Raw genomic sequence first — 15,485 nt, forward strand, 5'->3', positions numbered from 1 at the left:
TCAGTACCCTTCGTACCCGTAGCGCTCGTTGCGGCCCATGAAGACCATTTCGACCAGCCCGTAGCCCACCTTGCCCTCGGTCTCGACGCGACAGAAGGTTTCGCTGAGCATGCTGGCCTGCTTCAGATCCTGGGTGTCGGTGAGATCGGCGACGAAGCTGTCGCTCCAGTCCTCGCCCTTCCAGATACCCGACGCGTAGCCGCGGTAGAAGTCGTATCCCGCGATGCCGGGCCAGAAGTCGCCAACCGGGGAGATGGTGAATTCCCGGGATTTGCCGACGGCGTCGACGATGGTGAAGGTGCCGCCGCTGACAATGCGGAAGTCGTCGCGGAAGGTCAGATCGTGCCCGGCGTCGCGGACCGGCTGCGGTTGCGTGTCCGAACCCAGCGGCGACAACACGGTGCCCTCGAAATGCCAGCGGGCACCCTCCGGCGTCTCCCGCTGCGCGAAATGCACCAGCTCGTCATCGAATTGGAAGATACCCATGTAGTAGAGGACGCCATCCGGAATCTCGCCGGGCTGCAGAATGCCGCCGCCCTCGTTGATAGCGCCGCCACCCCCGCCGTGCCGGGTGCCCCAGGAGTGATCGCGGCCGAACCACCAATCCGCGGGATCGATCTCGATGCGCTCGCCCTCGAACTCCAGCCAGCCGGACACCCGCCCGTTCTGGTAGTACCGACGCGCGTCCTCACGCACCCGGCCCCGGGTGCGGAAGAAGGCGGGCTCCTGCTCGTAAGCCGGGAACTGCGCATCGAATTCGAGCTCGAGCTTGATGCCGTGCTCGTTGTCGGCGAGCGTGGCGCGCACCTTCTTCAACGGTTCGACGATCTCGTAGGTGAACGGCCCGACCTGCCAGGACCCGAGTCCGTCGTAGCGAGTGTCGATCTGCCGGGACAGGCGGATCGTGTGCGCCTTGTCGCCGACGGTGATCATGGCGTAGGCGTCGATCAGATTGCGATTGGGGTAGCGCGCCATCCCCGTCATGACGCTGACCCGGCGGGTCTTGTCGAAGCCGTACATCACCACGCGCTCGGTCCAGCGCAGATCACTCTGCTGGACATGATCGAAAGTAGTGGGCAGCTGGTGGCAGAGCAGTTCGTCCTGAGGGGTGAGCATCGGCGAGTGCCTCTCGGTGCTATGGCCGCGGCCACATAATTAGAATACGGGTCGTAGCGTATTTGAAACGGGCCACGGATGTAACCTCAATCGGAGAATTTCTTCGACCCCGCGGGAGAGTCCAGTGAGCGCAACCCCACGGCCGACCCGGTCCGGTCCGGGCCGGCCGCGCGACCCGCAGCTGGATGCCCAGGTACTGGCCGCCGCGCAGGAACTACTGGTGAGCGACGGCTACCAGGCCACCACCCTGGCCGCCGTGGCCCGCCGGGCAGGCGTGGTCACCACCTCGATCTATCGCCGCTGGCCGAGCAAGCGGGCACTGGTCGAAGACGCCATCTTCGCCCTCGACGCATTCGAGCACCCGGAACCCAGCGGGGATCTGCGCGCGGACCTCCTGGCCTGGACCCGCCTGTTCCTGTCCGCATCAGCACATCCGGCGGCCCGCTCGGCCATCCCCGGGCTGCTCTCGGAGTACCACGACGACCACGACAGCTACCGACGCCTGCTCGACCGCGGCGAGCTGCCGACACGAAATGCATTGCGGGAGTTGCTGACCGGCGCGGCACACACGGGCCACGCCGCCCCCGACTGCGATGCCGACGCGGTGTTCGAACTACTGCGCGGCGCGACCCTGTTCCGCGCCCTCACCCACGGCACCGACGCCGCCGACGAATTCTGCCAGCAGATCGCGGACGCCCTGCTCGCGGTGGCCGTGACGCCGTCGTCACGCAGCTGAGGGTCGGCGGGGGCATCCGTTCGTCCGCGCCGTCCGTGTCTTGTCAGCAGCCCGAAATGCCTTGGCACTCGGACATTCGACGACCTAGCGGTGCGGGACGCCGAGCAGCGGCTAGCGTAGGCGTCTGACCCCACGGTCAATCATTGCCCGGACGGTCGACAGTCCTGTCAGTGCCGGAGGAGGAAGTCATGCCGAGGCAGACCCGCGAGGAACTGCTGGCCGAAATCCGGGCCGTCGCGCTGCAAATGTTCGCGACCAAAGGGTATGACGCCACCACGCTGGCCGAAATCGCCGAGCAGGTGGGCTATTCCAAAGGGGCACTGCTCTACCACTTCGGCTCCAAGGACCAGCTGCTCGGCGAAATCCTGGATCCGGTCAGCGAGCGAATCGAAACGCTGGTGGACGAGTTGACCCCACTGCCCCGGCCGCAGCGCTGGGATCGGACATTGTCGGCCCTGGTCGATTTGGCATTGAGATATCGCCTCGAGGTCGCTTGCCACGGCCGTTTGATCGATCAGCTGCCCGAGCACCCGGCGGTCGCCCGGTGGACCTCGACGGCGGGAGCGGTCAACGCGCTGCTGATGGACGAGGAGGCAACGGTTGTCGACCGTATTCGTGTCAGGTTCGCGCTGGTCGGGTTGTTTCATACGCCATTGCGGTTTCCGGATGTGCCCGAAAACGACCTTCGTGAAGTTCTGTCGGCGAGCTTGCACGCCGCATTGGTGACGATAACACCGGTCTGACCTGCCATTTTCCAGGAGGGCACCCCCTGGTGTGATCGCACACACACTTCCACTGACCCACTGGTCAGATTCTGACCAAGCGGATAGCATCGGGGAATCCACCTATCGGTGACGAGTTCACACACTCGTTTCGAAGGACTATCGCTCCAGGAATACGTGCCTCGGTATCGGCGAATCGATTCATGCGATACGGCCGACGGTAGCTATCGAAACCGTTGGCACACAATAAATCCGGCCGCACACGATGGGCGGATCGTATCTCGAACGAACGAGATCACGGAGTCGACGATGATCAAAAGACTTACCTCAACCGCCATGCTCGCGATCGGAGCCACCACCATCGCAGTCGGCGCGGCGCATGCGCAACCCGGCATTGATCAAGTATCCGGCGTCGATCAGGGCGTGTCCTATACAACCGGTCCGAACCGAGACGGTAGAAGTGTCACCACCACGCTTGACGCGGGACATTTCGGTTTGTCCGATGACGGCAGGATGGTCACGATCTTCGACCGGTCCGGCACCGCGATCGCGACACTACCGATGGCGATCCAGGTCGCGGAGACCAAATACCCGCTAGAGCCTCGAATCGACGAGGCAGGCCAGACCCTCACCCTGAGCCCGGTCGGCGCGCCCATACCGAGCCCAGCACAAAGCATCCAGGCTCAACGCCAGTTCGTTGATGCCGCAGCCGATCTCAACCGCCATCAATACAACGCGGGCGTTGGCGCGCTCATCGGACTCGGAATCGGGATACTCCTCGGCCTCCCCTTCGACATCGTCGGCGCGATTCCGGGCGGCGTGATCGGCGCCGGGATCGGCGCCCTGATCGGCTGGGTTCTTCCCTAACTCGCGCTACGTCAACAGCTTTGACATGGTGAAAGGAATCCTCACATGCGACGAATGATCCTGTCGTTGACGATCGCAGGCGCGTTCGTGGTCGGCGGTGCGGCCGGCGCGCACGCGACGGCTCCCCGGGATTCGGAAGCGACCGCATTCGACCCGGTTACAGTCACCGGTAACTCGGCGGCCTGCTTCGGAACACTCGCCGCCGAAGCGCGGCCGATCAACTCCGGTCTCGGCGGCGACGTCGCGGCCCGATTCGATTTCGCCCCAACGATTCCGCTCGTTCCGCAATGCGCCGTCCCGGTGACGGTGTTCTGGCAGAACCTCGACACCGGCGATGCCGGTGCGGTCCCGCACGACATCGTGCCGCCGAACCCGCTGTCGTTCAACACCAGCCACGGCGGCAGCAGCGACTACCTCTATCTCGCCACCGGCAAAGGTCGCATCGCACTGCGGATGAGCACCAATCCGAACCCGGCCGAGATCGTGATCGACGTTCGCCCGTAATAGTTCCTGGGCGAGCGTGGGTGCGGTTGCCGCCCCCGCCTGGCTGACGAGATCTTTCGGTGTGGGCCGAAAGTTGTTGCAGAGCAGCTACACCCGGCCAGTAAAGCCGCGGTCATGGCACTGGCCGCCGGACCGACGCACAGCAGATCACGCGAGGACGAAGACGCCGCGACCCGCGCCGCCAGCTACCTGCTGGGACACCGCGAACACCCTGCGACGACACCACATCCTGAAACTGCGTTTGGCGAAAGATGCCGAACGTGATGCCAAATGAACGCGAATACGGCCCGAAACCTACTGGTTCCGGGCCGTTTCGCTAGTAGCGGGGACAGGATTTGAACCTGCGACCTCTGGGTTATGAGCCAACCAGGCGCGGTCCCACACGAACCTCCTCGTCCCAGAGCATCCGTTCTGCGCTGGTCAGCGAGGTTTCGATCGTCCGCTCTGTCCGTGTCCCCTCACCTATCCCGTGGGATTCCGCTGTGTCCGGTTGCCAAATCCGTTGCCAATTTCGGCGATTCGGGGGCGAAACAAGACGTGCACTGCTCAACACCGGTCACCGACCGGAACCACGCCAGCGAATACCGACGGCTCGGCTATCCGTAGTGCCAGTCGGAGTCCATTCTCCGGAAGTACGGGAAGAGCGTCGACTCCTCGAAGTCCAGGTGCGCAGTCAAGTGGTCAGCGAGTACTGACACGGCAACCCGGGCGCGGTCGACGGTGTCCGGCTCGGTTGTGAGATTTGCCGTGGCCGAGCGGGTTTCCCGAATCAGGTCGACTACGTCGGCATGTTCGGCGTAGAGCCGTTCGATGGCGGAGGCCAGCTCGGGGAAGGTTCGGAGCATGACGGGAAACATGCGGTGGTCCTCGAGCGAGTGATGGGCTGTCAGCACGTTGCAGTAGTAGTCGCAGTTGAGGCGCAGCTGCCAGACGAAGTCGGCGATGGTCAGGCCGTTGATCATTTCCGGGACCGCCGAGTGGTCGCCGGTGGCGTCGGTCAGGATCTCCAGGGCGCAGCCGAGCACGACGATGTCGGCGCGCAAGGGACGGTGCACCGCCAGCAGTTCTTCGACCATGCGACTGCCCGCGAGGGTGGATTCAGGTTCTTCGGAAACGACTTCTGGGGGCATGCCCACCCTTCCGTGTAGCCATTGGTTCGCTGGACCGCGGAGACCTCGTGACTCTGTCACATCGCCCCGCGGTAGCCCTGCGCGAAACGAGACAATTCACCAGCCGAAGAGCAGTAGGTGGGATGCGCCGACCGCGAGGCCCAACACCGCACCGTGCAGGTACAGCAGCCACGCGTCCTGTTCTACGGACGCGTAGAACATCTCCATGAATTCACCCGGTGCGAGCGAGCCGAGTTTGCGAGCGGCGAACTCGTCGATCTTCTGCGCCTGTTCCCGCGTGAACACCTCGTCCTGGACCAGGTTCGGGACCAGGCCCACCGCGGCATCGAGCGCGCCCGTCTCGAGCGCGTCGAATCGGTTGGCGCCGACGGCCGCCCGGACCATCGAGCGGGCGGGTCCCAACCGGTGCTGGACCTCAACAGAGATGATGTGTCCGAGGAGACGGCGAGTCTTGTCACCGTTAGGTCCGTCCAGCAATTCCCGCGAGAGGTTCGGCAGCGTCAGCACCTGGTAGGCCAGGATGTGCGCCAAATCCGCCGCTGCCTGCGGTTGCCGCTTCGCCAGCAGCGCCTGCCGCCAGAGGTATCGGTACCACGGTTGCGGGTCACCCGGTTCGAACACCATCTTGATCGCGATGACATTGACGATCACACCGATGGCGGCGGCGGCCAGCAGCACGATCACCCAGTCCGGAAGCCAGCCCAGCACCGGAATCCGATGGTGCACTTGCAGATACAGCGCGAGTATCAACCCGAACGGCCCGCCGAGCAGGCCGACACGGACCATGAACCGCAGTTCCGGAGCCGCGACCGTGGTGGTGACGTCCTTCAGGATCCCCGGGTTGTCGCGCAGGTAGCGGATCACGAAGCTCTTGACGTCGATCAATTGATCGACGGTACCGCCCAGGGTGTCGAAGGCGCGGCGGTGGAGCATCGGAAGTTCCCGGTCCACCTGCTGGAAGACGAGCTGTTTCACCGGCCGGGGCACACCCCGCCACAGGTCCAGGTGCTCGCGGTTCATCACCTCGTCAACGAGCGACGGCACCTGCGGACGTACGAGTTCGGCGATATGGTCGGCGATTCCGTCCAGATCCAGCTCTTCGATGAACTCGCGCGGGCTCCCGATCCGCAGCAGCGCCTTGTCGGCACAGATGCTGGCCATCTTCTCCGCCCGCGCGGGAATGAAGCCCTGGAATCCGAGCCGCTCACCATCCCCGGAGAAGGTCGGCAGCACCTGCATCCGGCGCGGGAAATACGGGTAGGCGACGGCCAGACCCGGGATGCGGATGCCGCGAAAAACCACCGGCCAGAAAAGCATCAGCACGCCGGTCCAGTTGGTCAGCCAGCCCGCGAGAGCGCTGAAGAGCGAGAAGGTCACCAGGTCGAAGATGAGCCGCGACTGCCCGGACATCTCCCAATCGATCAGTCCGCCCATGGCCACGGTCGTCATCGCGGTATCTCCTCCGACGGTCGTCGCCCGGACGGGCTGAGTGGCACCTGCGACAGGCCTCGCCAGCACAGGTCGCCGATGCTGCCGACCACTTCCTCTTTCGGCACAGGGCGATTCGTCTCCAGCCAGTCGCGCGCGGTGAACTGGGTCAGGCCGACCAGCCCGACGGCCAGCATCCGCGAGCGGTGCCGACCGAGCGCGGAGTCCTTCACGATCAGGGTGAACACCACATCCACGCACGCGTCGAAGGCGCCTTCCACGAGCCGCTGCACCGTCGGCTCACTGATCGCATCCGATCCGAAGACCAGCCGATAGCCCTGTGCTTCGTGATCGACGAAATCGAAGTGCGCCCGGACCGCGGCATGCACGCGCTCACGATTATCCGTGGTCAGTCGCACCGCTTCCCGCACACCGGTCACCAGCAGGTCCACATAGTCCGCAAGGACCGCCAGATAAAGTTCGAGCTTCCCCGAAAAGTGCTGGTACAGAACGGGTTTACTGAGACCGGTCCGTTGCGCGATCTCATCCATGGTGGCTCCGTGATAGCCCCTGAGTACGAAGACCGCACCGGCGGCGTCGAGTAATTGCCGCCTGCGCGCCTCGCGAGATACTCGGACCGGGCGCCGATGCGGCGATCGCGCAATCGTCTGCGGCGGAGCGCCTTTCATCCGCGTCCCCGCGGTGCGACCCCGAAACGACGTAGCCCGTGTGCGGCACCGAACCGCATGAGCGCCAGCGCGAACTTGACCTTCGCGGGTGAATAGGGGAACCAGATCAGCTCTTTGCTCTGGGTCGGTATGCGCGGCTCGGTCACCGCCTGCTGACGGCAGTACTTCAGCACGCCGCTCGCACCGCCCCACCGAGCGCCGCTGCCGGATTCCTTCCAGCCGCCCATGGGCAGGGCGAAGCTGAACATGTTGGAGAAGACGTCGTTGATATTGACCGCACCGGCCTCGAGTTCGGCGGCGACGCGTCGGCCACGCGCCTTGTCGCGGGTCCAGACGCTGGCGGACAGCCCATAGGGCGAATCGTTGGCCAGCCGAATGGCCTCGGCTTCGCTGGCCACCTTCACCACCGGCAGGGTCGGACCGAACGTCTCCTCGCGAATGCACGACATCGACTGATCGACGTCGACCAGGACGGTCGGCTCGAAGAAGGTGCCGACGCTGGTCGGGCGACCGCCGGTCGCCACCCGGGCTCCGCCCGCGACCGCTTCCTCCACGTGCCGCGCCACGATGTCGCGCTGCGCTTCGTTCGCCAATGCCCCGATATCGAATCGGTAGTGCCGGTCATCCTGTCCCAAGCGCAGTTCGCTCACATTGCGCACCAGCTCGGCGACGAACTCCTCGTACACCGGGGCCTCGACGTACACCCGTTCCACCGAGATGCAGACCTGGCCCGCATTGAACAGTCCGCCCCAGGCGATGCCATGAGCGGCGCAGCCGAGATCGGCATCGGCGAGCACGATCGCCGGATCCTTGCCGCCGAGCTCGAGACTGTAGGGAATGAGCCGCTCGACGCACTGTGCGGCAATGGCTTTCCCGGTCCTGGTGGATCCGGTGAACTGCACGTAGTCGACATTCGCCACCACCGCCGCGCCGGTCTCGCCCGGGCCGGTGGCCAGCGCCAGCACCGGCGGCGCGCCGATTTCGGTCCAGCCGCGGACGAATTCGACGGCACTGAGCGGCGTCACCTCCGACGGTTTGAGTAGCACCGCCGCACCGGCGGCGAGCGCGGGCACCACGTCCAGGGCGGGCATCGCGAAGGGGAAGTTCCACGGCGTGATCACCCCGACCACCGGATACGGCCGGTACGCGACGCTGAGCCGCTTCACCTTGCCGAGTGGACCGTGCGGCTTCGGATGTGCTGCGGCAAGCCACTTTCCGGCGTTGCCGGCGAAGTAGTCGAGCAGGTCTGCGGTCGCGGGCGGTTCGATGCTCGCGTCGGCCCGGGTCTTGCCGGTCTCCGATTGCAGCACGTCGCAGACGCGCTCGGCATTGTCGAGCACCCAGCCCTGGAATTTCAGCAGCCAGCGCCGCCGCCCGGCCGGACCGATCGCCTCCCATTGCGGCTGAGCCCCGCGCAGCGCAGCGACCTTCGCCGCGACCGCTGCCGCCGATTCGTCCGGCACCCGCCCGACGACCCGGCCGTCGGCCGGATTACGCACCTCGATATCGGCTCGCTCCCCCGTGGGCACGGTCGCGCTGCCAGTCACACGTACACCGCTCAACGGTCCCACACCAACCTGCCTCTCATTGGAATCTTCTGCTAGTGATAATTCACTTAGTGAAGCGCAGATGGGTGGCCTCCGCAAGGGGTTGCAGGCCGTGATGTGAATGTCCGATAGCCCAATGAAGCCACCAGGAGCAACGTCTCGACCCACCCTATGAAGCTTGAATGAACCAGTTCCTATGGTTGATCAGCCGTGGGGCCATTGCGCACACCACTGTCGATGGTGTTCACTAAGTGAATCTCGAATAGCTTCCAAATTGAGAAGAGGACTGACGATGAGCAGACGTGTGGTGGTAGCCGGTGTGGGGATGATCCCGTTCACTACGCCACGGAACACCGAGCCCTACGACGTGATGGGCGAGACCGCCGCGCGCAAGGCGCTGACCGACGCCGGTGTCGACTACAGCAAGGTCCAGCAGGGGTACGTCGGGTACGTGTACGGCGACTCCACCTCGGGGCAGGCGGCGCTGTACGGGTTGGGACAGACCGGTATTCCGGTCGTCAATGTCAACAACAACTGTTCGACCGGTTCGTCGGCGTTGTTCCTGGCCCGGCAGGCGATCGAGACCGGCGCGGCGGAGTGTGTGATCGCGCTGGGGTTCGAGCAGATGGGGCGCGGCGCGCTCGCTTCCGCGTGAACCGATCGGCCGACTCCGTTCGGGCGCTTCGATACGCAAACCACTCGGTTGCAGGGCTGGGACGAGCAGGCGCCGATGGCCGCACAGTACTTCGGTGGGGCGGGTCAGGCGTACGCCGACAAGTACGGCATGGATCCGAAGGTGTTCGCGCGGATCGCGGTGAAGGCACGCAAGCACGCGGCCAACAACCCGTATGCGGTATTCCGTGATCCGGTCACCGTGGACGAAGTGCTCGGTTCGCCGCAGATCTTCGGACCGCTCACTCGACTGCAGTGCTGCCCGCCCACCTGTGGTGCGGCCGCGGCGATCCTGTGCAGCGAGGAGTTCGCGAAAGCCAACGGCCTAGACACCTCCGTGGTCATCAAGGCGCAGGCCATGACGACCGACTTCGAGTCGAGCTTCACCACCGACATGATCCGCGTCGTCGGCTACGACATGGCCAAGGCCGCCGCCGACCAGGTGTACGAGGCGGCGGGGGTGAGCCCCGCCGACATCCGTGTCGTCGAGCTGCACGACTGCTTCACCACCAACGAGCTGCTCACCTACGAGGGCCTCGGGCTCACACCCGAAGGCACCGCCGAGAAGTTCATCGCCGACGGCGACAACACCTACGGCGGGCGGGTGGTCACCAACCCGTCGGGCGGCCTGCTGTCGAAGGGACATCCTTTGGGCGCAACGGGTTTGGCGCAGTGCGCCGAGCTGGTGTGGCAGCTGCGCGGGCAAGCCGAGGCCCGTCAGGTGGAGGGCGTGAAGCTCGCGCTGCAGCACAATATCGGGCTCGGCGGCGCGGCCGTCGTCACCCTGTACGAGAAGGTGAGCTGAGCATGGCCATCGATCCCTCGATTGTCGGAACCGAGCTTCCGGCAACCACTTTGACCGTCGATGCCGGGCGGCTGCGGTTCTTCGCCAAGGCGATCGGCGAGACGAATCCGGTGTACACCGACCTTGAGGCGGCCAAGGCGGCGGGCTACGCCGACCTGCCCGCACCCCCGACGTTCCTGTTCTCGATCGAGCTCGAGAACCCGGACCCGTTCGCCTTCGCCACCGCCGCGGGCGTGGATCTGCGATTCGTGCTGCACGGCGAGCAGACCTTCACCTACCACTCGACCGCGATCGCCGGTGACGTGCTGATCGCCACGCCGCGCATCACCGACGTCTACAGCAAGAAGGGCGGCGCGCTCGAATTCATGGTCAAGGAAACCGCCGTCACCCGCGCGGACGGGTCCCCGGTGGCCGACCTGAAGACCGTGATCGTCGTCCGCAATCCAGGAGCAGGCAAATGACCACAACCGAAACCGTCGAGGTCGGTACCGAACTACCGCCCTTGAAGATCCGCGCCATCTCGCGCACCACCCTCGCCCTGTTCGCGGGCTCCTCGGGCGACCACAACCCGATGCACATCGACCTCGACGTGGCCCGCTCCGCCGGGCTCGACGACGTCTTCGCCCACGGCATGCTGTCGATGGCCTACCTCGGCCGACTGCTCACCAATTGGGTTCCGCAGCAGTCGATCCGCACCTACGGCGTGCGTTTCGCCGCCATCACACCGGTCCTGGGCAAGCCCACCGCCACCGGCAAGGTCGTCTCGATCGACGAGGTGGACGGCGAGCGCCGCGCCACCGTCGAACTCACCGTCACCCTCGCCGACGGCACCGTCACCCTGACCGGCGACGCCGTCGTCGCACTGTAGAAAGGACAAGCAACACATGGGAACTCTGGATGGCAAGGTCGCCATTGTCTCCGGCTCCGGCCGCGGCATCGGCCGGGAGATCGCGCTGAAGCTGGCTTCGGAGGGCGCGCAGGTCGTGGTCAACGACCTCGACGCCGAACCCGCCAAGGAGACCGTCGCCGCGATCGAAGCCGCTGGCGGGCAGGCCGTTTCGTGCGTCGGCAGCGTCACCGACGCCGACTTCGGCGAGCGTTTCGTGCAGACTGCGGTCGAGAACTACGGCGGGCTCGACATCATCATCAACAACGCCGGCTACACCTGGGATTCGGTCATCCAGAAGATGACCGACGAGCAGTGGGACGCCATCCTCGACGTACACCTCAAGGCCCCGTTCCGGATCCTGCGCGCCGCGCAGCCGGTGATCGCCGCCGCGGTGAAGAAGGCCAAGGAAGCCGGCGAGCCGATCCCCTGCCGCAAGGTCGTGAACATCTCCTCCATGGCGGGCACGGGCGGCAATGCGGGACAGGCGAATTACTCCTCCGCCAAGGCGGGCATCACCGGCTTGACCAAGACCCTGGCCAAGGAGTGGGGCCGCTATAACGTCACCGTGAACACGGTCGCGTTCGGCTTGATCAAGACCCGGCTGACCTCGGCCCCCGCCGACGGCGACGGCACCATCAACATCGAAGGCAAGGAGCTCAAGGTCGGGGTCAACCCGCAACTGCTCACCGCCATGGAGCAGATGATCCCGCTCGGCCGCGGCGGCGAACCGTCCGAGGCCGCCGGTGCGGTGTACCTGTTCTGCATCCCCGAATCCAACTACGTCAGCGCGCAGACCCTGCTCTGCGGCGGCGGCTTCAACTTCTAGGACGGGCCGACGTGACCACCGCTGTGTACCGATCCTCCTGGGTCGACGAGGAAGTCGCCGCTCTGAAGGAGATGGCCACCAAGTTCTTCGAAGCCGAATTGCTCCCCCACCAGGAGCGGTTCGCCGAGCAGAAGCATGTCGATCGCGAATTCTGGAACAAGGCAGGCGAACTCGGCCTGCTGTGCGCATCGATCCCCGAGGAGTACGGGGGCGGGGGCGGCACGTACGCCCACGACTTCGCCATCTTCGACGCGCAATACGGTTTGGGCGACACCGCTTTCGGCAATATGGTGCACAGCGGTCTGGTCGCGCACTACATCCTCGCCTACGGCAGCGAGGAGCAGAAGCTGCGCTGGTTGCCCAAGATGGCGTCCGGGGAAATGGTCGGCGCCATCGCCATGACCGAACCCGGCGCGGGCTCGGACCTGAAAGCCTTGCGCACCATGGCCGTTCACGACGGCGACAGCTATGTCATCAATGGCGCGAAGACGTTCATCTCCAACGGCAAGCATGCCGATCTGGTGATCGTGGTGACCAAGACCGACCCGGCCGCGGGCGCGAAGGGCATCTCGCTCATCGTGGTCGAGACCGCCGGCGCCGACGGGTACCAGGTCGGGCGACTGCTCGACAAGGTCGGTATGAAGGGCCAGGACACTGCCGAGCTGTCGTTCGTGGATGTCCGGGTTCCGGTCACCAACCGGCTCTGCGAGGAGAACGCCGGCTTCGGCTACCTGATGAAGCAGCTCGCACACGAGCGGCTCGTCGTCTCCGTCTGCGCCGCAGCCGCAACCGAGGCCGCCGTCAAGGTGACCGTGCAATACACCAAGGAGCGCAAAGCTTTCGGCGCTCCCCTGTTCGAGATGCAGAACACCCGCTTCGAACTCGCCGAATGCGCCACCCTCGCACAGGTTTCGCGGGTCTTCGTCGACAACTGCATCGAACGCCACCTACGCGGCGAGCTCGACGGCCCCACCGCCTCCATGGCCAAGGCGTACACCACCGACGTCCAGGGCCAGGTCGTGGACCGCTGCGTGCAGTTGTTCGGCGGCTACGGCTACATGCTCGAATACCCGATCGCCCGCATGTACGCCGACGCGCGCGTGCAGCGGATCTACGCGGGCGCCAACGAGGTCATGAAGGAACTCGTCGCCCGCTCACTCTGACCGCTGGAGAGGTTCTCGTGACAACCACTGCGTACCGGTCGCCCTGGGTCGACGACGAGATCGTCGCCCTCAAAGACATGGCGACCGAGTTCTTCCGCACCGAAGCACTACCGCACCGGGAACGCTGGGAGAAGCAACGGCGCGTCGATCGTGAATTCTGGCTCCGGGCAGGCGAACTCGGCCTGCTCTGCGCCAGTGTTCCCGAGCAATACGGCGGTGGCGGCGGCACGCTGGCACACGATTTCGCGATCTTCCAGGCGCAAGCCGCCTGCACGGAAAGCGGATTCGGCAACCAGGTACACAGTGGGCTGGTCGCACGTTATCTCCTCGAGTACGGCTCCGAGGAACAGAAGCTGCGCTGGCTGCCCAAGATGGCCTCCGGTGAGTTCATCGGTGCCATCGCGATGACCGAACCCGGCGGCGGCTCGGATCTCATGGCATTGCGCACCACCGCGATCCGGGACGGTGACCACTACCGGTTGAACGGCTCGAAGACGTTCATTTCCAATGGAAGTCAGGCCGACCTCTTCGTGCTGGTCGTCAAGACCGACCCGCACGCCGGAGCCAAGGGCTTCTCACTGCTGGTGCTCGAAACCGCCGACGCACCCGGGTTCCACGTCAGCCGGGTGCTGAGCAAGATCGGGATGGCGGCGCAGGACACCTCCGAACTGTTCTTCGACGATATCCCGGTTCCGGTCGGCAACCTGCTCGGCGAGGAAGGCAAGGGCTACAGCTACGCCAAACGCCAACTGGCACACGAACGACTCCTCATCGCGGACTGGGGCGCCGCCGTCATCGAGACGGCCGTCGCGGAAACCGTGCGATACACCAAGGAGCGCAACGCTTTCGGCGCTCCCCTGTTCGACATGCAGCACACCCGCTTCGAACTCGCCGAATGCGCCGCCCTGGCCCGCGTGGCCCGCGTCTTCGTCGACGACTGCATCCAACGGCACCTGCGCGACGAACTCGACGACGTCTCCGCATCCATGGCCAAGGCCTGGGTGACCGAACGCCAATGCCAGGTGATCGACCGCTGCCTGCAACTCTTCGGCGGCTACGGCTACATGCTCGAATACCCGATCGCCCGCATGTTCGCCGACGCCCGCCCGCAGCGTATCTATGCCGGTGCCACCGAAGTCATGCGCGAACTGATCGCCCGCTCGCTGTAGCGGCTCGAAACCGGAGAGGGAACCCGATGGTGGCAAGGCACGGTACCGCGCCGCCGGTCCGCGGAACGCGACCGGCCAACCGGCGGCAACTGATCACCCAGGCCGCCGCGGATCTGTTCTGCCGCAACGGCTATGCCGGAGTCGCGGTGGGCGATATCGCCGACGCCGTCGCCATCGGCCCGTCCGCCCTGTACCGCCACTTCCACGGTAAGCAGGAGTTGCTCGCCACGGTGGTGGACGAGGGCCTCGCCACCGTCGAGGCCGCTATCGAGGCTGTGTCGAACGATCCGTCACGCGACCTCGCCGCAGCGCTGGCCGCCGCCGCCCTGGCGCAGCGCCGGGTGGGAGTGCTCTGGCAGCGTGAGTCTCGCCATCTCACCGATGCACACCGCGCGCAGTTCCGTGCGGCGGTCAAGCGAATCGGCGCACGGTGTGCGGAGCTGATCCGCACCAGACGCCCCGCTCTCAGCGCGAACGACGCCGACCTGCTCGCCCGGTCCGGTCTCGCCGTGGCCACCAGCGTGTCGTTCCACACCGTGGAACTTCCCGAGCTCGAATTCCGCTCGCTGCTGACCAACCTCGTATCCACGGTCTTCGACGCGGAAATCACTTCACTCGGCCCGGATCCGGACCGCACCCTCACACCGGGAAATCTGACAACACGCTCACGACGCGAGACGATCCTCACCGAAGCGACAAAGCTGTTCGCCGCCAATGGATTCGCCAATGTAGGTGTCGACGACATCGGCGCCGGCGTCGGCATAGCCGGATCCAGCATCTACAAACACTTCAACGCCAAGTCCGACATCCTGGCCGCAGCCTTGCAGCGCGGAGACGATTGGCTCCGCACCGACCTGCACCGCATCCTGGTCCGCGCCAGAACTCCGCGGGACGGCGTACGCCGCCTGGTGGACAGCTACTCCAACTTCGTCTTCGACGAACCCCAAATGATCCAACTCCTGGTCTCCGAATCGGTACACCTCCCCGCTCCCGACCGCCACCACGCCAGGACCTCCCAGCACACCTACATCGCCGAATGGATCCATCTGGTCCGCCAAGTACATCCGGACCGGCCCTTCGACGCCACCCGCGTCCGAGTCCAAGCCACCCAATCCATGCTGAACCACATAGCTCTCACCCCCCACCTGCGCAGCACCCCCACCGCCCGCCGAACCCTGGCCGATATCGGCACGGCCCTCCTCACCCAGTAGCCCGGGGCGGG

At 65.4% G+C, this 15,485-nt stretch carries 15 protein-coding genes and 1 pseudogene; 11 read left to right on the forward strand and 5 right to left on the reverse strand.

The window, feature by feature from the left end:
- A complete protein-coding gene (locus OG300_RS23885; RefSeq protein WP_405485135.1) occupies positions 1-1,116 on the reverse strand; it encodes a hypothetical protein in 1,116 nt (371 codons plus the stop codon).
- 124 nt (positions 1,117-1,240) lie between these two features.
- Here OG300_RS23885 and OG300_RS23890 point away from each other — a divergent pair, with 124 nt between their 5' ends.
- The 4 genes from OG300_RS23890 to OG300_RS23905 all read left to right on the forward strand — a co-directional run bounded on the left by OG300_RS23890 (position 1,241) and on the right by OG300_RS23905 (position 3,945).
- Positions 1,241-1,852 carry a TetR/AcrR family transcriptional regulator gene (locus OG300_RS23890; RefSeq protein WP_405485137.1) on the forward strand — a complete coding sequence of 204 codons (612 nt, stop codon included), beginning with the start codon at positions 1,241-1,243 and terminating at the stop codon, positions 1,850-1,852.
- Positions 1,853-2,040: 188 nt separating this feature from the next.
- A complete protein-coding gene (locus OG300_RS23895; protein ID WP_405485139.1) occupies positions 2,041-2,595 on the forward strand; it encodes a TetR/AcrR family transcriptional regulator in 555 nt (184 codons plus the stop codon).
- A 288-nt stretch (positions 2,596-2,883) separates the two neighbouring features.
- Positions 2,884-3,441, forward strand: a complete 558-nt coding sequence (locus tag OG300_RS23900; protein ID WP_405485141.1) for a hypothetical protein — start codon at positions 2,884-2,886, stop codon at positions 3,439-3,441.
- A gap of 45 nt (positions 3,442-3,486) precedes the next feature.
- Entirely contained in the window at positions 3,487-3,945 is a 459-nt protein-coding gene (locus tag OG300_RS23905; protein WP_405485143.1) for a hypothetical protein, read from the forward strand.
- 596 nt (positions 3,946-4,541) lie between these two features.
- On the opposite strand, the gene OG300_RS23910 is transcribed toward OG300_RS23905, so the two are convergent.
- The 4 genes from OG300_RS23910 to OG300_RS23925 all read right to left on the reverse strand — a co-directional run bounded on the left by OG300_RS23910 (position 4,542) and on the right by OG300_RS23925 (position 8,739).
- Positions 4,542-5,075: a hemerythrin domain-containing protein gene (locus tag OG300_RS23910; protein ID WP_405485145.1), complete on the reverse strand. Its 534-nt coding sequence runs from the start codon at positions 5,073-5,075 to the stop codon at positions 4,542-4,544.
- 96 nt (positions 5,076-5,171) lie between these two features.
- Positions 5,172-6,524, reverse strand: a complete 1,353-nt coding sequence (locus OG300_RS23915; protein ID WP_405485147.1) for a hypothetical protein — start codon at positions 6,522-6,524, stop codon at positions 5,172-5,174.
- Complete coding sequence (locus tag OG300_RS23920; protein ID WP_405485149.1) at positions 6,521-7,192, reverse strand: TetR/AcrR family transcriptional regulator; 672 nt, start codon at positions 7,190-7,192, stop codon at positions 6,521-6,523. Before OG300_RS23920 ends, OG300_RS23915 begins: the two co-directional genes overlap by 4 nt.
- Positions 7,189-8,739 (reverse strand): aldehyde dehydrogenase family protein, encoded by a 1,551-nt coding sequence (locus OG300_RS23925; RefSeq protein ID WP_405485150.1) that lies wholly within the window; start codon positions 8,737-8,739, stop codon positions 7,189-7,191. Before OG300_RS23925 ends, OG300_RS23920 begins: the two co-directional genes overlap by 4 nt.
- Positions 8,740-9,031: 292 nt before the next feature.
- Here OG300_RS23925 and OG300_RS23930 point away from each other — a divergent pair.
- The 7 genes and pseudogenes from OG300_RS23930 (at position 9,032) to OG300_RS23960 (ending at position 15,474) form a co-directional block, all read left to right on the forward strand.
- A pseudogene (locus OG300_RS23930) lies at positions 9,032-10,216 on the forward strand (lipid-transfer protein).
- Positions 10,217-10,218: 2 nt separating this feature from the next.
- The gene (locus OG300_RS23935; protein ID WP_405485152.1) at positions 10,219-10,677 is read left to right on the forward strand and encodes a MaoC family dehydratase N-terminal domain-containing protein; all 459 of its coding nucleotides are present in this window, start codon (positions 10,219-10,221) and stop codon (positions 10,675-10,677) included.
- Positions 10,674-11,084 (forward strand): MaoC/PaaZ C-terminal domain-containing protein, encoded by a 411-nt coding sequence (locus OG300_RS23940; protein WP_405485154.1) that lies wholly within the window; start codon positions 10,674-10,676, stop codon positions 11,082-11,084. Before OG300_RS23935 ends, OG300_RS23940 begins: the two co-directional genes overlap by 4 nt.
- Positions 11,085-11,100: 16 nt before the next feature.
- A complete protein-coding gene (locus OG300_RS23945) occupies positions 11,101-11,931 on the forward strand; it encodes an SDR family NAD(P)-dependent oxidoreductase (protein ID WP_405485156.1) in 831 nt (276 codons plus the stop codon).
- Positions 11,932-11,942: 11 nt separating this feature from the next.
- The gene (locus OG300_RS23950) at positions 11,943-13,094 is read left to right on the forward strand and encodes an acyl-CoA dehydrogenase family protein (protein WP_405485158.1); all 1,152 of its coding nucleotides are present in this window, start codon (positions 11,943-11,945) and stop codon (positions 13,092-13,094) included.
- Positions 13,095-13,111: 17 nt separating this feature from the next.
- Positions 13,112-14,263, forward strand: coding sequence for an acyl-CoA dehydrogenase family protein (locus tag OG300_RS23955; protein ID WP_405485160.1), 1,152 nt, complete (start codon positions 13,112-13,114; stop codon positions 14,261-14,263).
- Between the two features lie 26 nt (positions 14,264-14,289).
- Positions 14,290-15,474: a TetR/AcrR family transcriptional regulator gene (locus tag OG300_RS23960; RefSeq protein ID WP_405485162.1), complete on the forward strand. Its 1,185-nt coding sequence runs from the start codon at positions 14,290-14,292 to the stop codon at positions 15,472-15,474.
- Positions 15,475-15,485 lie beyond the last annotated feature (11 nt).

This window comes from Nocardia sp. NBC_00511 (assembly GCF_045161165.1).
Taxonomy (GTDB): domain Bacteria; phylum Actinomycetota; class Actinomycetes; order Mycobacteriales; family Mycobacteriaceae; genus Nocardia.

What these genes read in the sequence shown, in the direction of transcription:
- OG300_RS23895 (WP_405485139.1), top strand. Translation starts at nt 2,041, where the DNA reads ATGCCGAGGCAGACCCGCGAGGAACTGCTGGCCGAAATCCGGGCCGTC.
- OG300_RS23945 (WP_405485156.1), top strand. Translation starts at nt 11,101, where the DNA reads ATGGGAACTCTGGATGGCAAGGTCGCCATTGTCTCCGGCTCCGGCCGC.
- OG300_RS23915 (WP_405485147.1), bottom strand. Translation starts at nt 6,524, where the DNA reads ATGACGACCGTGGCCATGGGCGGACTGATCGATTGGGAGATGTCCGGG.
- OG300_RS23920 (WP_405485149.1), bottom strand. Translation starts at nt 7,192, where the DNA reads ATGAAAGGCGCTCCGCCGCAGACGATTGCGCGATCGCCGCATCGGCGC.
- OG300_RS23900 (WP_405485141.1), top strand. Translation starts at nt 2,884, where the DNA reads ATGATCAAAAGACTTACCTCAACCGCCATGCTCGCGATCGGAGCCACC.
- OG300_RS23935 (WP_405485152.1), top strand. Translation starts at nt 10,219, where the DNA reads ATGGCCATCGATCCCTCGATTGTCGGAACCGAGCTTCCGGCAACCACT.
- OG300_RS23905 (WP_405485143.1), top strand. Translation starts at nt 3,487, where the DNA reads ATGCGACGAATGATCCTGTCGTTGACGATCGCAGGCGCGTTCGTGGTC.
- OG300_RS23910 (WP_405485145.1), bottom strand. Translation starts at nt 5,075, where the DNA reads ATGCCCCCAGAAGTCGTTTCCGAAGAACCTGAATCCACCCTCGCGGGC.
- OG300_RS23885 (WP_405485135.1), bottom strand. Translation starts at nt 1,116, where the DNA reads ATGCTCACCCCTCAGGACGAACTGCTCTGCCACCAGCTGCCCACTACT.
- OG300_RS23940 (WP_405485154.1), top strand. Translation starts at nt 10,674, where the DNA reads ATGACCACAACCGAAACCGTCGAGGTCGGTACCGAACTACCGCCCTTG.
- OG300_RS23960 (WP_405485162.1), top strand. Translation starts at nt 14,290, where the DNA reads ATGGTGGCAAGGCACGGTACCGCGCCGCCGGTCCGCGGAACGCGACCG.